Below are 18,817 nucleotides of genomic sequence, written 5' to 3'. Positions count from 1 at the left end.
AACTAACCTAGATTGAGATGCTGAACTAAATTCAGCATGACAGTGCTTTTAGTCTAGCCTCTAGACTCTAGACTCTAAAATCTATATTCTAACTTCTAGCTTCTAACCTAAACCGTGTCAATAAAATTCTTCTCCGTTTTATTAAAAATAATTAATCCTACTAAAAACAAAACAACAGAAAAAACTAAAGCATAAATAAAACCACCCCATGTAAATAGACCGTAATCTAAGGTCATAAAACGGAAACCTTCAATTAATTGAGTGATGGGATTGTATTTAAATGCCCAGCTTAATTCTGGTACTTTTTCGATTGCTTTTTCTAAGGGAAAAGGAACTGCTGAAATATACATCAGTAAATTGGTAGCAAAACCAACCAATACCGTTAAATCTCTATATTTTGTGGTAAAGGCCGAAATCGTCATTCCCAAGCCTAATCCCATAAGTGCCATCATCAATACATATACTGGAAATAAAAGCAAGTAGATATTCGGACTTAAATCCTGTCCTATAAATACGTAGTACAAGTAGAATCCTACAAAGATCGACAGTTGAATTCCAAACTTCAATAAATTGGAGATAGTCACCGAAAGCGGCATGATGGCTCTAGGGAAATATACTTTTCCAAAAATCCCTGCATTGGCTCTAAAGGTATTCGAAGTTCCTGTAAGACAATCTCTAAAGTAATTCCAAGCCGTAATCCCCGCAAGGTTAAAGAGAAAAGAAGGCACAACTCCCGTGCTAATCCCTGCCACATTACTAAATACTAAAGTGAAAATAACCGAAGTAAATAAAGGCTGAATAAAAAACCAGAGCGGTCCTAAAATAGTTTGCTTATATACTGTAACAATATCCCGTTTTACAAAAAGAACCAATAGATCTTTGTACCTCCAAATCTCGTTAAGATTTAAATCGATTAGCTTGCGCTTGGGCGTAATTTCATATAACCATTCGTCTTGCTTCATTCCTCTATTCCTTAAAAATTAGACCACGTTATTTGTAAACCATCATGCACACTAAATTGTGGTTCGTAGTCTAACTTTTCTTTTCCTTTATCAATATTAGCCAAAGAATCGCGTACATCGCCTTGGCGAGAAGGACCGTAATTCGCTTTTAAATTAGATTGTGCAGCTTCTTGCAAAGATTTCCACAATTGATTTAAGCTTATACGTTCCCCGTAAGCTACATTATATACTTCATTGGTGGCTTCTTTAGACGCAAACAAAGCTTTTATGTTGGCTTGTACTGCGTTTTGCACAAAGGTAAAATCCCGAGTTTGCTCTCCGTCGCCGTTAATGGTTGGTGCTTCGCCATCTTTTAAAGCCTGCATAAATAATGGAATCACTGCAGCATAGGCCCCGTTAGGACTTTGCTTGGGGCCAAATACATTAAAATAGCGTAGGCCTATAATCTCAATTCCGTAGGTTTTCGCAAACACATCGGCATACAATTCATTTACATATTTGGTTACTGCATAAGGAGATAGAGGTTTCCCTATGGTATCTTCAACTTTTGGTAAACTTGGACTGTCGCCATAGGTAGAACTTGAGGCGGCATATACCAATCGTTTTACAGAACTACTTTCTTTTTGAGCCACGAGCATATTTAAAAATCCGCTTACATTTACATCGTTAGAAGTAATAGGATCGTTGATGGATCTGGGTACAGATCCCAATGCAGCTTGGTGACTTACATAATCTATTCCGTCTAAAGCTTTTTTACAGGTTTCCAAATCTCGAATATCTCCTTCCATAAATTCAAAAGCAGGATTGGATACAAATTCTTTTATATTGTAATAATATCCGTTAGATAAATTGTCTAGCACTCTTACTTTTTTTGCGCCGTGTTCTAATAAATATTGCACTAGATTAGAACCGATAAAGCCGGCTCCTCCTGTTACTAAGAAGTTGATTTTACTTATATCTTCTGTGTGGTATGCTTGGGTATACTTCATTATAATCTTCCGTCTATACGTTCTTTTGGTAAAAATGATTTTACATCAAAGACTACCGTTTCTTTTTTACTTAATTGATCAAAATCTAGACTTAAAAATTCTTTGTGCGAAACACAGAGTACAATGGTATCATAAGCTTCTTTCAAATTCTTGGCATCTTGAATTAAATCTAGATCAAAAATAGACTTTACTTCTTTGGCATTCGCCCAAGGATCGTACACATCTACTTTTAAATTGTATTCTTTTAAGGAAGAAATGACATCAATAGCTTTGGTATTACGCACATCGGGACAATTTTCCTTAAAAGTAACTCCCAACACCAAGGCCTTTCCATTTTTTATGGTAGCTTCTTTCTTCACCATTAATTTGATCACTTCTTGTGCTACATAATCACCCATGCCATCATTCATACGTCTTCCTGCCAAGATAATTTCGGGATTATAACCCGCTTCTTGCGCACGTTGCGCCAAATAATAAGGATCTACTCCAATGCAGTGTCCTCCTACTAAACCAGGCGAAAATTTGATGAAATTCCACTTCGTTGCTGCTGCTTCCAACACCGCTTCGGTATCAATATCTAACAACCTAAATATCTTACTCAATTCATTCACAAAAGCAATATTGATATCGCGCTGTGAGTTTTCAATTACTTTGGCCGCTTCTGCTACCTTAATGCTAGGCGCCAAGTGCGTTCCCGCGGTGATGATAGAGGCATAAAGCGAATCGATTTCTTGTGCTATTTCTGGCGTAGAACCCGAAGTCACTTTCAAAATTTGGGTCACCGTATGTTTTTTATCCCCTGGATTGATTCGCTCTGGAGAATAGCCTGCAAAAAAGTCTTTATTAAATTGCAAGCCAGAAACTTGTTCTAAAATAGGCACACATACCTCTTCGGTTACTCCAGGGTACACCGTAGATTCATAAATCACTACATCTCCTTTTTTAAGGTATTTTCCAATACTTTCACTAGCCTTTTCTAACGGAGTTAACACTGGCCTATGGTTTTTATCGGTAGGTGTAGGAACGGTTACAATATAAACGTTAGCTTCTTCTAAGACGGAAGTCTCGCAAGATAATTCTAAACCTTTATCATCCTCACTTTTTAGCACCTTTTGTAAAAGATCGTCGGCTACTTCTAGCGTATGGTCTTTGCCTTGTTTCAATTCTGCTACTCTAGATTGATTGATATCAAATCCTATTACTTGATACTTCTCTGCAAATGCTACCGCCAAGGGAAGCCCTACATATCCTAAACCTATAATGGCAATACGTGGTTGATTTGTCATGTATTCTTAACGTTTAAATAGTTTATTAAACCATGATTTTTTTGATTCTTCTTCTTCGTGGTATCCGTTTCCATAATTCCCATAGCTTCCATACCCATAACCATAGCCGTAACCATAGCCGTACTTCGCTTTTTGCTGAAAGTAATTAAGAACAAAGCTAATGTTCTCTATTTCTCCCTTTTTGTACTTTTCATTAATGGCGCCTAGCATGGCGTGTTTGGTGTAGTTTTGACGTACAATGTAAAGCGTGGCATCAACGTGCTTTAATAAATTAAGTGCATCTGAAACTAAACCTACTGGAGGAGAGTCTAATACGATATAATCATACCTTTGCTGCAGCTCTAACATAAGCTCCTGCATTTTATCATTCATCAATAACTCTGAAGGATTGGGAGGCACCTGCCCTGAAGTGATCACTTCTAAATGATCGTACTTGGTAGTCTGTATGACTTCATCTAAGTTTTTTTGGCCAATTAAATAATTCACCACTCCCACTTGATTATCAATTTCAAAATCATCAAAAATTTTAGGCTTTCTTAAATCTACACCCAGCAAGATTGTTTTCTTTCCGCTAATGGCAAAAACAGAAGCCAAGTTCATAGAGCAAAAGGTTTTCCCTTCTCCCGAAACTGAGGAGGTGACCATAACCGTTTTGCAGCCTGTAATATTTCTTTGTTTATAAATAAACTGTAAACTGGCTCGCAAACTTCTAAAACTTTCGGCAATAGCAGATTTTGGCTTATTATACACTACCAAATTACTAGACTGCTTACTTTTACCTATCATCCCTAGAATAGAAATTGGAGATAAACGCTCTACATCTTTAGGACTATTCACCTTATTGTCTAAGAATACAATGACAAAGACGAAAATTAAAGGAAATAGAGTACCTAACAAAAGTGCCATCACATAATTAAGCTGGGTATTGGGACCTATTTTACCACCACCAACATCTTTTGCTTCGTCAATCACGAGCACATCACTTACATTGGCGGCTTTGATTAATCCGGCTTCGTTCCGCTTTCCGAGAAATAAATTATAGGTTTGCTGACTAATATTATATCTACGTTCAATTTGAAGTAGATCTTGTTGCTCTTCGGGTAACCCCCCCACCTGCGCTTCTAAAGAAGCAATTTCTCTACGAATACTTTTTAACTCTGAATTTGCTAACTCTTTAGAGGATCTAATATTTTCTAGAAGAACTGTCTTGGTAGCATTGATCTGCCGGTCAATATCATCAAATTCGGGATTTCCTGGACGTAAACTGTATCCCAATTTACTTCGCTGTTCTGAAAGGCTTACGATACGTGTCACCCCATTGCTAATACTAGATTCATTTATCCCAGCTACTGAAGGCGCAGGAACATTGGAATAATCACTTCGTGATTCCAAATACTCTTGTAGCGAGTTCAAATAGCTCAGCCTACGCTCTAATTCTCGTTCTTCGGTATCATACGTGGTTAATTTAGCCCTTAATTCTCCAGCTTCTGCAGCAATATCAACTATAGCATTTTCTCTTTTGAAAGCGTTCATTTCGCTTTCTACGCCTTTCAATTCCTTAGACCGCTCCTGCAAGCTGCTATCGATAAACCGAATGGTTTTGGTCGCAAATAAATTCTTGCGCTTTAGCATATTTTCACTCAGTAGTTGCGCTGTTGTATTTAGATAATCAACGATTTTCTCTTTATTATTTCCGTTTAAGGATAGCGTTAGCAAAGAACCTCCTTTTTGCTGCGCATCTACTCGAATATTTTGATAAGCCTTCACCACATTATCAAAATTCAGAAACTGAATAAAATAGCTTTTCCCCACTACCAAAGGATTTTCAGAACGCAACAGCTTGAAGTTAGCAAAAGGTAAGTTTACGTCTTCTCCTACTCTTAAAGTTGTTTTAAAAGTTCCGTTTTCCAAAAACAAAGAAGAACTTTCTCTATCGCTATACCGCATAGTCTGCACATTCCCAGCTTCCTCCCGTGTAAGACTCAACTCATAATGCGCCTCATCCTTAAACTGTATAGTCATGAGTGTATTTAAAGCCTGAAATTGAGCCGTATCTACCTCAATGGTAAATGGAGTTTGCCCGTAGGCATCTTCTTTTTGATATTCACCTTGTCGTAAATAGAGCAAGTAATATTGCAAGTGTTCTACTACTTTCTCATTGTGGGTTCTGGTATTTAACGTAGTAAAAGCTGTACTTACCTTATCTGAGGTTCCTCCCCAATTAAAGGTTAAACTGGTATTGGAAGTAAAAAAGGGGTTTTGATCATCTTTTATGCTTATTAACGAGCTTAATTGGTAGACTGGCAATTTACGCACGTTAATATAATAAGCTATTCCTAGACCTATAAGGATACTAATGAGAAATATATACCAATAACTAAATACCTTAACAATAAAGCCTTTAAAGTCAAAGTTTCCCGTAGTACTGTCGTTAATTTCAAATTCTTCCTCCATTATAATCTAGTTGAAAGTATAATAATAGAGGTGAATAAAGTAACTACTGAAGCAATTGCCGCAAGCGTCTCTAAGCCGTTTACTCCAAAACCTAAGCTTTTTTGAGGTAGGGGTTTTACCATAATTAAATCGTTGGGCTGGATGTAATAGTAGGGAGAATTGATAGCGTCAATAGCTGTTAAATCTATATGGTGTACTTTTTGACCTCCAGGATACTGTCGCAAAATTACCACATCGGTACGATCTCCTGTGAGCATAATATCCCCAGCATTGGCAACCGCCTCCATGATGGTTACTTGGTCTTTATAAATCACTTGACTGCCAGGTCCTATCTCTCCAATGGTCGTATAACGGATTCCCGCCAATTTTACGGTGACAAAGATTTTAGATTCTTTCTTAAAATAATTGGTAAGAAGTTCTTCTTCTATTTTGAGCCGAATTTCCTCCAAAGTAAATCCCAAGACGTTGATTTCTCCTAAGGTAGGCACTCTTATATTACCGTGATTATCTACCAAAAAACCATCATAATACAAACGCTCTTCGCCCGTAGCATTAAGTCCACCATCGCTAATGGGATTAAACATTCCTACCAACTCTTGGTCTAATGCTTTTATACGGATACTTAATAAATCACTGGTTTGAACCCGATACGGCTTCTGGATTTGTCTTATATTCATCAAGCTATCTATCTGTTGCTCGCTCTCCTGTAAATACGTAAGTTTCTTAGTTCCTATACAAGAAGTTGCACTTCCTACAAGAATTAAAAGCACCGCTAGCTTTATCCAATTCATACGATAAAAACATTTCTATATCGCCGCAAATATACCTTTTAAGATTTAATAATAAAATCTAAATGAAGAATACTCCGTAATTTCTTGTTAATTTGCAGAAAAAATAAAGACTTGAATTACGCATCTATAGAAAATATCGCCAAGGCTTACGGCGAACGCATTTTGTTTACCGATTTATCCTTCGGAATCAATCAAGGTCAGAAAATTGCTCTCATCGCTAAAAATGGAACAGGAAAGACCTCTCTACTTAATATTTTATCTCAAGCCGAGCAACCCGATGAGGGAAAAGTGGTCTTCAGAAAAGATATTAAAACCGCCTTTTTGCCGCAAGAGCCAAATTTGGCGCCCAATTTAACAGTAGAACAAACTGTTTTCGCTTCAGACAATGAAGTACTGCGCATTATTGAGCAATACGAAAAAGCCTTAAAAAATCCTGATGATGCGGAAGCCTATCAGAAAGCTTTTGATTTAATGGAAGCTAAACAAGCATGGGATTTTGAAACCGAATACAAACAGATTTTATCTAAACTGAAGTTAGAAGACCTCGACCAACCCGTAAATAAACTTTCTGGCGGACAAAAAAAGCGATTGGCATTAGCCACAGTTTTATTAGACAAACCCGATGTGTTGATTTTAGATGAGCCTACCAACCACCTAGACTTAGAAATGATTGAGTGGCTGGAAGATTTCTTTAAAAAGCAAAACTTCACCTTATTTATGGTGACCCACGACCGTTATTTCCTAGAACGGGTTTGTAATGAAATCATCGAGTTGGAGGACGGGCAGTTGTATACCTACAAAGGAAATTACAGCTATTACCTCGATAAAAAAGAAACCCGCGTAGAAGTAGAGAAAACCAATACCGATAAAGCCAAACAACTTTATAAAAAGGAATTGGACTGGATGCGCCGCCAACCCAAAGCGCGTACCACCAAATCTAAATCTAGAATTGAAGATTTTACCGAAATCAAAGCCAATGCACACAAGCGAAGAAATGATCACGAAGTACAGCTAGAGCTCAATATGGAGCGTATGGGAAACAAAATTGTAGAGCTTCATAAAATCTCGAAGAGTTTTGATGATAACATATTGCTAGATCAATTTACGTATAATTTTCAACCGGGAGAACGTTTAGGAATCATCGGTAAAAACGGAACCGGAAAATCTACGTTTCTCAACATTCTTACCGGAAATTTAAAAGCCGATAGTGGAAAAATAACCATTGGAGAAACCGTAAAATTTGGATATTACACCCAAAAAGGAATTCATATTAAAGAAGGACAAAAAGTTATTGAAGTCATTCGCGAGTTTGGAGATTATATTCCTCTAAAGAAAGGAAGACAAATCTCTGCCGCCCAATTACTGGAAAGATTTTTATTCGATAGAAAAAAGCAATATGATTTTGTTGAAAAACTGAGTGGCGGTGAGCGAAAACGTCTTTATTTATGCACAGTACTTATACAAAATCCTAATTTTTTGATTCTCGATGAACCTACCAACGATTTGGATATCGTAACCCTAAACGTTTTAGAAAGCTTCTTATTGGATTATCCTGGTTGCCTCTTGGTGGTTTCTCACGACCGGTATTTTATGGATAAGATTGTAGATCACCTATTTGTATTTAGAGGAGAAGGTGTGGTAGAAGATTTCCCCGGAAATTATAGCGATTATAGAGCTTATGAAGGTAGTTCTAGTCCTGTTGCTAAAAAAACAGAATCTAATACAGCTTCTAAAGCGACACGTAAAAATACTTCGGAAGAAAATAAATTAAGTTATAACGAGCAAAAAGAATTTAAACGACTCGAAAAAGACATCCCTAAATTAGAACGCAAAAAAGAAATTTTACAGCAAGAGTTTTTAAAAGACTTAAATGAGGAACAAATCAAGAATAAGTCGATAGAGCTTCAAAGAATCACTGATGAGATCGATGAAAAAACCGAACGTTGGTTTGAGCTTTCCGCGATGATAGAGGGAGAGGCTTAGGGGTTAGTTTTGGGAATTAGGAGTTGGGGATTAGGATGTAGGGTACAAGCGACTGTCATTGGCTACGCCGAACCACTGCGTTAGGTTTCCGATGGAGGCCCGCCCGAATGGTACGGGCAGGTACGACTGAGGAATCTCACCTTTCTAAGTAAAAGATTCTGCGCTCCACTGCGTTGCACTCTGAATGACAAAAAGTTACTGTCATTTCGCAAGAGGAACGACTGAGAAATCTCATTCTCTCAACCTGCCGCTTGTTATTCAGACGAGCAGGTTCAGTATTACATGTCGTGCAAAGAAAAGGATGCTGAACTAAAATTAGCATGACAGGTCACGAGAAGATACCAATTTAAATAACTGTCACCCTGCCCCGAAGGATCGGGATTGTTTCAGGGTCTTATGCTTAGAAGTTCTCCTTACTTAGGACTTCTTTTTCATCACGTGCAACGGAAGAAAAAGAAACGACAAATGAATAAGATGCTGAAATAAATTCAACATGACAGGTCGTTGGAACAATGAGATGCTGAACTAAAATTAGCATGACAGGTCGTTGGAACAATGAGATACTGAACTAAAATTAGCATGACAGGTCGTTGGAAGAATGAGATGCTGAACTAAATTTAGCATGACAGGTCGTTGGAACAATGAGATGCTGAACTAAAATTAGCATGACAGGTCGTTGGAAGAATGAGATGCTGAAACAGGTTCAGCATGACAGATCGTTGGAAGAATGAGATGCTGAACTAAATTTAGCATGACAGGTCGTTGGAAGAATGAGATGCTGAAATAAATTTAGCATGACAGGTCGTTGGAAGAATGAGATGCTGAACTAAAATTAGCATGACAGGTCGTTGAATGAATGAGATGCTGAACTAAATTTAGCATGACAGGCCGTTGGAAGAATGAGATACTGAACTAAATTTAGCATGACAGGTCGTTGGAAGAATGAGATACTGAACTAAATTCAGCATGACAGGAAGGGAGAAAGATCAATTTATTTTCTAACTTTCCAGCCAAATTAAAAACATTGAATCACCTTATTAAATCTTACCCTAATTTTTGGTGGAAAAGCACCAATCAGCACGGTATACATTCTCCCTTTGTATATCGCTTGGTGTGTTTGTGTTTTTACGACAAGGAAGACTACAGCTCCTATCCTACCTTACAAAAATTCCGTAAAGAAATTTTAAACGATCAGCGCGAAATTAAAGTCAAAGATTTGGGTGCGGGTTCTCAAGTGTTTCAAGAAGACAAAAGAAAAGTTAGTGATATTGCCAAAAATGCAGGTACCACTTGGACAAGAAGCAAATTTCTAAATAGGCTAACGCGTTATTTTCAAATTAAAACTGCGGTAGAATTAGGCACTTCCGTGGGTATAGGCGCTGCCAGTATAGCTTGTAACAATCCAGTGAAGCTTTTGAGCATTGAAGGCTGTCCGCAAACTGCAGCCGTGGCTCAGTCTTATTTTGATAACTATAATTTAAGTAATATCCAACTTCAAGTAGGAGATTTTAAAGAGAAAATTCCCAACATACCTTTCCAAAAAATAGACATGGCTTTTATTGACGGGCATCATAGTAAAGATGCCACGCTTGCTTATTTTGAAGCTTTATTGCCACTAGTTCATAATGAAACCCTATTTATTTTTGACGACATTTATTGGTCGGCAGGGATGCAAGAAGCTTGGGAGGAAATTAAAAAACATCCCCAAGTAAAAGTTACGATTGACACGTTTTATTGGGGCTTGGTGTTTTTTAGAAAAGAACAAGTGAAAGAAGATTTTAAAATTAGGCTTTAAATCGACTGTCATTTCGACGAGAGGAGAAATCTCTCACTCGCAAACTAAAAGATTCTTCATTTTACTGCGTTGCATTCTGTATGACACTAGCCACTGTCATTGGCTACGCCAAACCAATACGCTAGGTTTCCGCCGAAAGGAGAAATCTCACAATCAGATTAGAAAGATCCTTCGCTTCACTCTGAATGACAGAAATCGACTGTCATTTCGAAGAAAGGAGGAATCTCATTCTCAATTACTACAAATTTCCCTATATTCATGCTATGAAAACCTTGGGAACTCACAACTACTTCATTTATATTCTTACCAATAAAAACAAAACGGTTCTATATACGGGAGTAACAAATAACCTCAAAGAACGCTTATATTATCATCAAAATCCAGCAATTGAATTCAAATCATTTACTTCTAAATACAATTGTTTCTACCTTATTTATTTTGAAGAATTTAAAAACATAGAAACCGCCATTCAAAGAGAGAAACAAATCAAAGGATATAGTAGGAGTAAAAAAGAAAGTCTTATTCAGAAAAAAAATAAAGACTGGGATTTTTTAAATGACACGGTATAATTTATCATTCCGAAGAAGGCTCTCCTGAACGGTATAGGCAGGTACGCCTGAGGAATCTCACCTTTCTTAGCAAAAGATTCATCATTCCACTGCGTTGCACTATGGATGACACAAGCGACTGTTATTTCGAAAGAGGAACGATTGAGAAATATCACGCTCGTAATAGAAAGATTCTTCATTTCACTGCGTTGCATTCTGAATGACACTAACGACTGTCATTTCGAAAGAGGAACGATTGAGAAATCTCTCACTCACAAACTAAAAAATTCTTCATTTCACTGCGTTGCATTCTGAATGATACAAGCGACTGTTATTTCGAAAGAGGAACGATTGAGGAATCTCATCTTTCTAAGTAAAAGATTCTTCGCTTCGCTCTGAATGACAGTATCCTTCCCGCAGAAGAAAAAATCTTTACCTTTAGCCTGTAACAAAAATCGACGCCACACGTCTTACTTATAGAAATTACACAGGCATGAGCGACGTTATCCAGATTAAAGACATTACCAGAGATTTTCCCTTGGGGCAAGAAATCGTAAAGGTGCTTAAGGGAATTGATCTCAATATTAAAAAAGGAGATTATGTAGCTTTAATGGGACCTTCGGGATCGGGGAAATCTACCTTAATGAATTTATTGGGTTGTTTGGACACCCCAACTTCTGGTTCTTATATACTTAGCGGAAAAGACGTCTCAAAACTAAGCGATGATGAACTTGCCGAAATTAGAAATAAAGAAATTGGTTTTGTTTTTCAAACTTTTAACCTCTTGCCAAGAACCACGGCTTTAGACAATGTAGCTCTACCCATGATTTATGCCGGAAAATCTAAAAGTGAACGCGAAATAAGAGCTGCCGAAGTTTTAAAAAATGTAGGTTTAGGAGATCGTATGGATCATAAACCCAATCAACTTTCTGGAGGACAACGTCAACGGGTTGCGGTAGGTAGAGCTTTGGTGAACCATCCTTCCATTATTTTAGCCGATGAACCGACGGGAAATTTGGACTCCAAAACATCTGTAGAAATTATGAATTTATTTGATGCGATTCACGCTTCAGGAAACACGGTTATTTTAGTCACTCACGAGGAAGAAATTGCAGCACACGCACATCGAATTATTCGGCTTCGCGATGGCGTGATTGAAAGTGACGAAAGAAATAGGTAATATGAATTTTGATCAATTTTCTCCGCTTACTCAAATCCTTTTGGTCTTCGCAGGCCTGGGACTACTCTTTCTTTTAGTGATTTCTAACAACAAAAGGAACAAAGAAAAACGCTCTAAAAGGAGCTCCAAGAGTTTTAGGCAGCGTATGAAAGAACGAAAAGAAGAGGAAAACAAGTAACTTCCAGTTTTAAAATTTTCCCATTTAAAAACGCTCTTTCTTTCCCACTTCTTACTTAATTTGTACTTTTAAAAAAAGTTAGAACCATGAAGATATATACCAAAACGGGAGACAAAGGCAGCACCGCTTTATTTGGTGGAACTCGCGTTCCTAAACATCATATTCGTATTGAAAGTTACGGCACTGTAGATGAGCTTAATGCTTACATTGGGCTGATAAAAGACCAAGAAATAAGCGGCGACTTAAAAGCAGATTTAAAGAAAGTGCAACAAAATCTTTTTACGCTTGGCGCGGAATTAGCCACCGATCCTAAAAAAGCCCAGCTGAAAAATGGAAAAGAACGCCTCAACATTGTACGAGTAAAAGAGGCTGAAATTCAGTTTTTAGAAGATCAAATAGATGCGATGAACCAAAACCTGCCGCAAATGACAAATTTTATTCTTCCTGGCGGACATACAACGGTGTCATATTGTCACATCGCGCGTTGCGTTTGCCGTAGAGCCGAACGATTAGCTGCTGCCTTAAACGAAGTAGAACCTTTTGAAGCTTATATTTTACAGTATCTCAATCGTCTATCTGACTACCTCTTTGTGCTGGCACGAAAGTTGTCTAAAGACCTACAGGTAGAGGAAATTAAATGGATTCCTACAAAAGAAAACTAATCCATTTTCGTTTTTGATAGCTATAGCTGGATGTGAACAATGCCTTGTTACTATTTCTTTTGGGGGCCTTTACAAGCATTCGTCGAAAGGCTCAAGACAGACTCATCTTGCGGAGTTAAGGATCTCTATTCTAAGAAATAAATTCCTTTTACGTCGTAATGACAGTCTATGCGTATGATAAGGGCTTTATTTAATCATAGCAATAGCGCGTCAAAACATAAGTTCTTAATAATAATGTTGAAATAATAGATTTTTTACTTGGATTTTACAGTTAAAAATTTATTTTTGCAAAAATTAAAACATAGTATCAGATGTATTGGACATTAGAATTAGCATCCTATTTAAGTGATGCTCCCTGGCCGGCCACAAAAGATGAGTTAATCGATTATGCAATTAGAACAGGCGCTCCGCTAGAAGTAGTAGAGAACTTGCAGTCTATTGAAGACGAAGGGGATTCTTACGATTCTATCGAAGAAATTTGGCCAGATTACCCTACAGACGAAGATTATCTTTGGAATGAAGATGAATATTAAATAACACGCAAAAATATCCATAAAAAAGTCTCTTTTAGAGGCTTTTTTTTTGCGTAACTTTGAAACATAAATAAATAAAAAACAACTTATGAGTTTTTTAGACTCCGTATTAAAAGTATTTGTTGGTGACAAGTCAAAGAAAGACGTTAATGCCATGCAACCTACCGTCAATAAAATTAAAGCTTTAGAAGCTGAATTTGAAAAATTGTCCATAGACGAATTGAGGGCAAAAACCACTACTTTTAAGCAAAAAATTGCTGATGCTACCCAAAGTACTAATGAAGAAATTACTAGCTTAAAGGAAGAAGCAGAGTCTTCTACAGATATTACTCGTAAAGAAGATATCTACGCTCAAATAGATGCCCTAGAGCAAAAAGCATTGGAAGCATCCGAAGCAATTTTAAACGATATTCTTCCGGAAGCTTTTGCTACCGTTAAAGAAACTGCCAAAAGATTTTTTCATAACGAAACCCTAGAAGTTACAGCGAGCGAATATGACCGCGAGCTTTCCGCTACCAAAGAATATGTCAACTTAAAAGAAGATAAAGCACTTTGGGCAAATACTTGGGATGCCGCAGGAAAGCAGGTGAAGTGGGATATGATTCACTATGATGTTCAGCTTATTGGAGGAATCGCGATGCACCAAGGTAAAATTGCCGAGATGCATACTGGGGAAGGAAAAACTTTAGTGGCAACCCTCCCTATGTACCTAAATGCGTTAACGGGCAGAGGAGTACATTTGGTAACGGTGAATGATTACTTGGCCAAACGTGATAGCGCGTGGATGGCTCCTATCTTTCAATTTCACGGTCTTAGCGTAGATTGTATAGATTACCACAGGCCCAATTCTGCCGCAAGAAGGGCGGCTTATAATGCAGATATTACCTACGGTACCAACAATGAATTTGGTTTTGACTACCTTAGAGATAATATGAGTCACGCCCCAAATGATTTGGTGCAACGCCCACATAACTATGCGATTGTTGATGAGGTCGATTCTGTACTGATTGATGATGCGCGTACGCCTTTAATTATTTCGGGACCGGTTCCCAAAGGAGATGTACACGAATTTGATGCCCTTAAACCTCAAATTTCTAAAATTGTAGAAGTACAACGTAAATATTTAGTAGGAGTTTTGGCTGAAGCTAAAAAACTCATCGCTGCAGGAGATACCAAAGAAGGAGGATTCTTATTGTTACGCGTTTACCGCGGATTGCCTAAAAACAAAGCTTTAATTAAGTTTTTAAGTGAGGACGGAATCAAACAATTGCTTCAAAAGACAGAGAATCATTATATGCAAGATAACAATCGCGAAATGCCGAAGGTAGATGAGGATTTGTATTTTGTTATTGAAGAAAAAAATAATCAGATCGATCTTTCCGATAAAGGAGTTGAATTCCTTTCAGGGAAAGAAGATCCAGACTTCTTTGTGATGCCAGAGATTGGTATGGAAGTTTCTAAAATTGAAAACGCAAATCTTTCTAAGGAAGAAGAAGTAGAAAAGAAAGAGGAACTCTTCCGCGATTACAGCGTAAAAAGTGAACGCATTCATACGCTTAGACAATTATTAAAAGCCTATACCCTATTCGAAAACAATACCGAATATGTGGTGATGGAAAATAAAGTGAAAATTGTAGATGAACAAACCGGTCGTATAATGGATGGGCGTCGTTATAGTGACGGTTTACACCAAGCGATTGAAGCAAAGGAAAATGTAAAGATTGAAGATGCTACCCAAACTTTTGCCACGGTAACGCTTCAAAACTACTTTAGAATGTACCACAAGTTATCTGGAATGACAGGTACAGCGGTTACAGAGGCAGGGGAATTCTGGGAAATTTATGAGTTAGACGTAGTTGAAATTCCTACCAATCGTCCTATCGCTAGATTTGATAGAGAAGATTTAGTTTACAAAACCAAACGTGAAAAATACAACGCCGTAATTGAAGAAGTAACCAAACTTTCTCAAGCAGGTAGGCCCGTATTAATTGGTACTACTTCCGTAGAAATTTCTGAATTATTAAGTAGAATGCTTAAGATACGAAATGTACCGCACAACGTATTAAACGCTAAGTTACACAAGAAAGAAGCCGATATTGTTGAGGAGGCTGGTAAATCTGGTATTGTAACCATCGCCACCAATATGGCGGGTCGTGGTACCGATATTAAGTTGAGTAAAGAAGTAAAAGAAGCCGGTGGTTTAGCGATTATTGGTACAGAGCGTCACGACTCTAGACGTGTAGATAGACAGTTGAGAGGTCGTGCTGGTCGTCAAGGAGATCCAGGAAGCTCTCAGTTTTACGTTTCTTTAGAAGACAATTTAATGCGTCTTTTTGGAAGTGATCGTATCGCTAAATTGATGGATAGAATGGGACTGGAAGAAGGAGAAGTGATTCAACACGGGATGATTTCTAAATCTATAGAACGTGCCCAAAAGAAAGTAGAAGAGAATAACTTTGGGGTTCGTAAGCGTCTATTGGAATATGATGATGTGATGAATGCGCAACGGGAGGTGATCTACAAACGTCGTTACCACGCCTTATTTGGAGAGCGACTTCGTGTAGATTTGGCCAATATGATTTACGATATTTCTGAATCGATTACGGAAAGCAATAAAAATGTAGCCGACTTTAAGAATTTTGAGTTTGAATTGATTCGTTACTTCTCTATGGATTCTCCTGTAGATGAAAAAGAGTTTGAAAAAGCAAAAATTCAAGATTTATCGGGTAAAGTGTACAAAGCTGCTTACGCCAATTATGAGGAGCGTATGAATAGAAATGCCGAATTGGCTTTTCCTGTCATCAAACAAGTGTATGAACAGCAAGGAAACAAGTTTGAACGAATAGGAGTTCCTTTCTCTGACGGACAAAAAACACTGCAAGTAGCAACCAATCTAGAAAAAGCCTACGAAACGGAAGGTAGACAATTGGTGAGCGATTTTGAGAAGAATATTACCTTAGCCATTATTGATGATGCTTGGAAAACGCATTTAAGAAAAATGGATGAGTTAAAGCAAAGCGTTCAGTTGGCGGTACACGAACAAAAAGATCCTTTATTGATTTATAAGTTTGAGGCTTTTGAATTGTTTAAAGCTATGCTGGATGAAGTAAATAAAGAGGTGATTTCTTTCTTATTTAAAGGAGAAATTCCGCAGCAAGAATCGCAACTTCAAGAAGCTGAAGATGTGAAACCAAAGGAACAATTAGAAACCAGCAAGGAAGATATTCCTAATATGGATGAGCGAGCAGCGCAAAATCGTTCTGCTGGAGAACAGGCAAGTCAAAAACAACCTGTAACCGAAACTATTGTTAGAGAACAACCTAAAATTAATAGAAACGATAAAGTGACGATTAAAAATGTGATGTCTGGCGAAAGCAAGTCTTTAAAATACAAGCAAGCCATTCCTTTACTTCAAAAAGGAGAATGGGTACTGACTGATCATTAATAATAAATGATCTTGAATTTGGAAATCCTGAGCAACTTGTTCGGGATTTTCTTATTTTTGTCTGAAATGTGTATCCAATATCATTTATGATATCTAAAAAGAAAAGGTCGCTAAAACTAAATACCATAGTTGCATGAAAAATTTTAAAACTGAAATCAAGTGGGCGCTCATCTTTAGCTTTACGAGCTTATTTTGGATGTATTTAGAAAAAAGCATTGGCCTACACGATAAGTATATTGCCAAGCAGGCTATTTACACCAATCTAATCGCTATACCATACATTATTATTTTTTACCTAGCCATAAGAGAGAAAAAACGAGAATATTTTAAAGGAGTAATGAGTTGGCAGCAAGGTTTGGTTTCTGGAGGGATTATGTCTATTCTCATTGCAATTCTAGCTCCCATCATTCAGTATATTGTTTCTAAAGCAATCACGCCACAGTATTTTGATAATATAATTTCTTATACGGTAGAATCTGGCACAATGACTCAAGAATCTGCCCAGGCTTATTTTAGTCTTAAATCGTATATGATTCAATCTGTTTTTGGATCGCTAGCCATGGGAGTAGTTACCTCTGCTATTGTCTCGCTTTTTCTAAAAACCTCTACTAAGAAATAAAATCTAAGAGCTCTAGACCTAAGTTAAACTGTCATGCTGAATTTATTTCAGCATCTCCTTCTCGTATCTTGTTATGCTGAATTCAGTTCAGCATCTCCTTCTCGTATCTTGTCATGCTGAATTCAGTTCAGCATCTCCTCCTCGTATCTTGTCATGCTAAATTTAGTTCAGCATCTCCTTCTCGTATCTTGTCATGCTGAATCCAGTTCAGCATCTCAAAGTAGTTTGCTGCGATGCCAATCGTAATGAAAAACATTTTAAGTTTTAAAGCGTGAGACCCTGAGACCAGTTCAGGGTGACAGGTCATAAAGAAGAATGACAAACAAAACTATTATGCTAAATTTAGTTCAGCATCTCCTTCTCGTATCTTGTCATGCTGAATTCAGTTCAGCATCTCCTCCTCGTATCTTGTCATGCTGAATTCAGTTCAGCACCTCTTAATCTTTTATCTCATTGCTAATCTTAAAAAGACTAATCAAATTAAAAAGCGTGAGACCCTGAATCCAGCGTATTTGACGGTAAATTTCACTAACTTCACTTATAATCAATTGATTAGTAAATATTTAATATTATCTGTTATCAATTGATATTGTTTAAAATCAATAAATGTTGTACCTATGTTGTACCAAAAATGATTATATTTATAATCTATAATTCAATGGTATGGCCTCAAATGTAAAAGTAGTATTAAGAAAGAAACCAAACAAAGAAGGGCTATACCCCTTGGCAATACGTAATACAAAAAATCGTCGGTCAACATATCATTATTTTGGCCATTATTTAGATATAAAACATTGAGACGAGAAATGCTTACGAGTAAAAAATCCCATAATAATGCCAACAGATTAAATAATTTAATATCAACCAAACTATTAGAAGTAAACAAGACACTTGTAGAATTACAATCTGCTAATAAAGACTTTTCAGCAAATCAGATTAAAGAAGTGCTGTATTCAGAATCTAATTCGAGTACTTTTTATGAGGTTGCAAACGATTTTCTTTCAGAACTCGAGTCAAATAAAAAACTCTCACAGTTTTCAACAGATAAAGCTCGTGTAAACCACGTTATAAACTTTTACAAATCTAAACAGCTGACTTTTCAAGAAATAGATGAAGCTTTTTTAAGAAAATTTAGAATCTATTTGAAAAAGCTAAATCTTTCGGAAAGATCGGTAGTGAATAATTTTGTTGTTATAAGAACAATTTTTAATAGAGCAATTAAACAAGGTGTAGTGGATAGAAAGTTTTATCCATTCGGCTTTGGAAAGATTAGAATTAAATGACCAAGAATCTCTGGTAAATTGGGCATTAGATAACGCGTTGTGCTAGTTAAAATTCATAAATAAAGCGAAAGAAAAGATCGTGCAATCAATTGATATTAAGTATCTTAAT

At 37.1% G+C, this 18,817-nt stretch carries 15 protein-coding genes; 10 read left to right on the top strand and 5 right to left on the bottom strand.

Translation table 11 applies throughout. The annotated features are described in order from the left end of the window. Positions 1-107: 107 nt before the first annotated feature. Genes RLT85_RS14050 through RLT85_RS14030 form a run of 5 tightly spaced genes read right to left on the bottom strand, consistent with a single transcriptional unit; the run spans position 108 to position 6,482 of the window. Positions 108-962: an ABC transporter permease gene (locus RLT85_RS14050; protein WP_311402679.1), complete on the bottom strand. Its 855-nt coding sequence runs from the start codon at positions 960-962 to the stop codon at positions 108-110. An 11-nt stretch (positions 963-973) separates the two neighbouring features. Further along, positions 974-1,951 (bottom strand): SDR family oxidoreductase, encoded by a 978-nt coding sequence (locus tag RLT85_RS14045; protein WP_311402678.1) that lies wholly within the window; start codon positions 1,949-1,951, stop codon positions 974-976. After that, positions 1,951-3,237 (bottom strand): nucleotide sugar dehydrogenase, encoded by a 1,287-nt coding sequence (locus tag RLT85_RS14040; protein ID WP_311402677.1) that lies wholly within the window; start codon positions 3,235-3,237, stop codon positions 1,951-1,953. The genes RLT85_RS14045 and RLT85_RS14040 overlap by 1 nt, the downstream gene beginning before the upstream one ends. A 6-nt stretch (positions 3,238-3,243) precedes the next feature. Continuing rightward, a complete protein-coding gene (locus tag RLT85_RS14035; RefSeq protein WP_311402676.1) occupies positions 3,244-5,691 on the bottom strand; it encodes a GumC family protein in 2,448 nt (815 codons plus the stop codon). After that, complete coding sequence (locus RLT85_RS14030) at positions 5,691-6,482, bottom strand: polysaccharide biosynthesis/export family protein (protein WP_311402675.1); 792 nt, start codon at positions 6,480-6,482, stop codon at positions 5,691-5,693. Before RLT85_RS14030 ends, RLT85_RS14035 begins: the two co-directional genes overlap by 1 nt. A gap of 111 nt (positions 6,483-6,593) precedes the next feature. On the opposite strand from RLT85_RS14030, the gene RLT85_RS14025 reads away from it, so the two are divergent. The 10 genes from RLT85_RS14025 to RLT85_RS13985 all read left to right on the top strand — a co-directional run bounded on the left by RLT85_RS14025 (position 6,594) and on the right by RLT85_RS13985 (position 18,708). Further along, the gene (locus RLT85_RS14025; protein WP_311402674.1) at positions 6,594-8,465 is read left to right on the top strand and encodes an ABC-F family ATP-binding cassette domain-containing protein; all 1,872 of its coding nucleotides are present in this window, start codon (positions 6,594-6,596) and stop codon (positions 8,463-8,465) included. 1,024 nt (positions 8,466-9,489) lie between these two features. Continuing rightward, on the top strand, positions 9,490-10,260 hold the full coding sequence (locus RLT85_RS14020) for an O-methyltransferase (RefSeq protein WP_311402673.1): 771 nt from the start codon (positions 9,490-9,492) through the stop codon (positions 10,258-10,260). A 263-nt stretch (positions 10,261-10,523) separates the two neighbouring features. Further along, positions 10,524-10,829, top strand: coding sequence for a GIY-YIG nuclease family protein (locus tag RLT85_RS14015; RefSeq protein WP_311402672.1), 306 nt, complete (start codon positions 10,524-10,526; stop codon positions 10,827-10,829). Positions 10,830-11,301: 472 nt separating this feature from the next. Next, a complete protein-coding gene (locus RLT85_RS14010) occupies positions 11,302-11,988 on the top strand; it encodes an ABC transporter ATP-binding protein (protein ID WP_311402671.1) in 687 nt (228 codons plus the stop codon). 264 nt (positions 11,989-12,252) lie between these two features. Further along, on the top strand, positions 12,253-12,828 hold the full coding sequence (locus tag RLT85_RS14005) for a cob(I)yrinic acid a,c-diamide adenosyltransferase (RefSeq protein ID WP_311402670.1): 576 nt from the start codon (positions 12,253-12,255) through the stop codon (positions 12,826-12,828). A gap of 311 nt (positions 12,829-13,139) precedes the next feature. Continuing rightward, positions 13,140-13,361 carry a DUF2795 domain-containing protein gene (locus tag RLT85_RS14000; RefSeq protein WP_006989959.1) on the top strand — a complete coding sequence of 74 codons (222 nt, stop codon included), beginning with the start codon at positions 13,140-13,142 and terminating at the stop codon, positions 13,359-13,361. Positions 13,362-13,449: 88 nt separating this feature from the next. Next, entirely contained in the window at positions 13,450-16,806 is a 3,357-nt protein-coding gene (secA, locus tag RLT85_RS13995) for a preprotein translocase subunit SecA (protein ID WP_311402669.1), read from the top strand. A gap of 133 nt (positions 16,807-16,939) precedes the next feature. Next, positions 16,940-17,425 (top strand): DUF4199 domain-containing protein, encoded by a 486-nt coding sequence (locus RLT85_RS13990; RefSeq protein WP_311402668.1) that lies wholly within the window; start codon positions 16,940-16,942, stop codon positions 17,423-17,425. Between the two features lie 663 nt (positions 17,426-18,088). After that, positions 18,089-18,223, top strand: coding sequence for a hypothetical protein (locus tag RLT85_RS15110; RefSeq protein ID WP_375712359.1), 135 nt, complete (start codon positions 18,089-18,091; stop codon positions 18,221-18,223). Positions 18,224-18,231: 8 nt separating this feature from the next. Continuing rightward, on the top strand, positions 18,232-18,708 hold the full coding sequence (locus RLT85_RS13985; protein ID WP_311402667.1) for a phage integrase SAM-like domain-containing protein: 477 nt from the start codon (positions 18,232-18,234) through the stop codon (positions 18,706-18,708). Positions 18,709-18,817: the final 109 nt, after the last annotated feature.

Source organism: Mesonia ostreae, from assembly GCF_031845265.1.
Lineage (GTDB): Bacteria > Bacteroidota > Bacteroidia > Flavobacteriales > Flavobacteriaceae > Mesonia > Mesonia ostreae.
The sequence above is the reverse complement of the archived record's forward strand: the minus strand, read 5'-3'. Positions and strand labels throughout refer to the sequence as shown.

Excerpts from the sequence above, each read along its gene's own strand:
- RLT85_RS14050 (WP_311402679.1), bottom strand. The coding sequence starts at position 962 with ATGAAGCAAGACGAATGGTTATATGAAATTACGCCCAAGCGCAAGCTA.
- RLT85_RS14045 (WP_311402678.1), bottom strand. The coding sequence starts at position 1,951 with ATGAAGTATACCCAAGCATACCACACAGAAGATATAAGTAAAATCAAC.
- RLT85_RS14040 (WP_311402677.1), bottom strand. The coding sequence starts at position 3,237 with ATGACAAATCAACCACGTATTGCCATTATAGGTTTAGGATATGTAGGG.
- RLT85_RS14035 (WP_311402676.1), bottom strand. The coding sequence starts at position 5,691 with ATGGAGGAAGAATTTGAAATTAACGACAGTACTACGGGAAACTTTGAC.
- RLT85_RS14030 (WP_311402675.1), bottom strand. The coding sequence starts at position 6,482 with ATGAATTGGATAAAGCTAGCGGTGCTTTTAATTCTTGTAGGAAGTGCA.
- RLT85_RS14015 (WP_311402672.1), top strand. The coding sequence starts at position 10,524 with ATGAAAACCTTGGGAACTCACAACTACTTCATTTATATTCTTACCAAT.
- RLT85_RS14010 (WP_311402671.1), top strand. The coding sequence starts at position 11,302 with ATGAGCGACGTTATCCAGATTAAAGACATTACCAGAGATTTTCCCTTG.
- RLT85_RS14005 (WP_311402670.1), top strand. The coding sequence starts at position 12,253 with ATGAAGATATATACCAAAACGGGAGACAAAGGCAGCACCGCTTTATTT.
- RLT85_RS14000 (WP_006989959.1), top strand. The coding sequence starts at position 13,140 with ATGTATTGGACATTAGAATTAGCATCCTATTTAAGTGATGCTCCCTGG.
- secA (WP_311402669.1), top strand. The coding sequence starts at position 13,450 with ATGAGTTTTTTAGACTCCGTATTAAAAGTATTTGTTGGTGACAAGTCA.
- RLT85_RS13990 (WP_311402668.1), top strand. The coding sequence starts at position 16,940 with ATGAAAAATTTTAAAACTGAAATCAAGTGGGCGCTCATCTTTAGCTTT.
- RLT85_RS15110 (WP_375712359.1), top strand. The coding sequence starts at position 18,089 with ATGGCCTCAAATGTAAAAGTAGTATTAAGAAAGAAACCAAACAAAGAA.
- RLT85_RS13985 (WP_311402667.1), top strand. The coding sequence starts at position 18,232 with ATGCTTACGAGTAAAAAATCCCATAATAATGCCAACAGATTAAATAAT.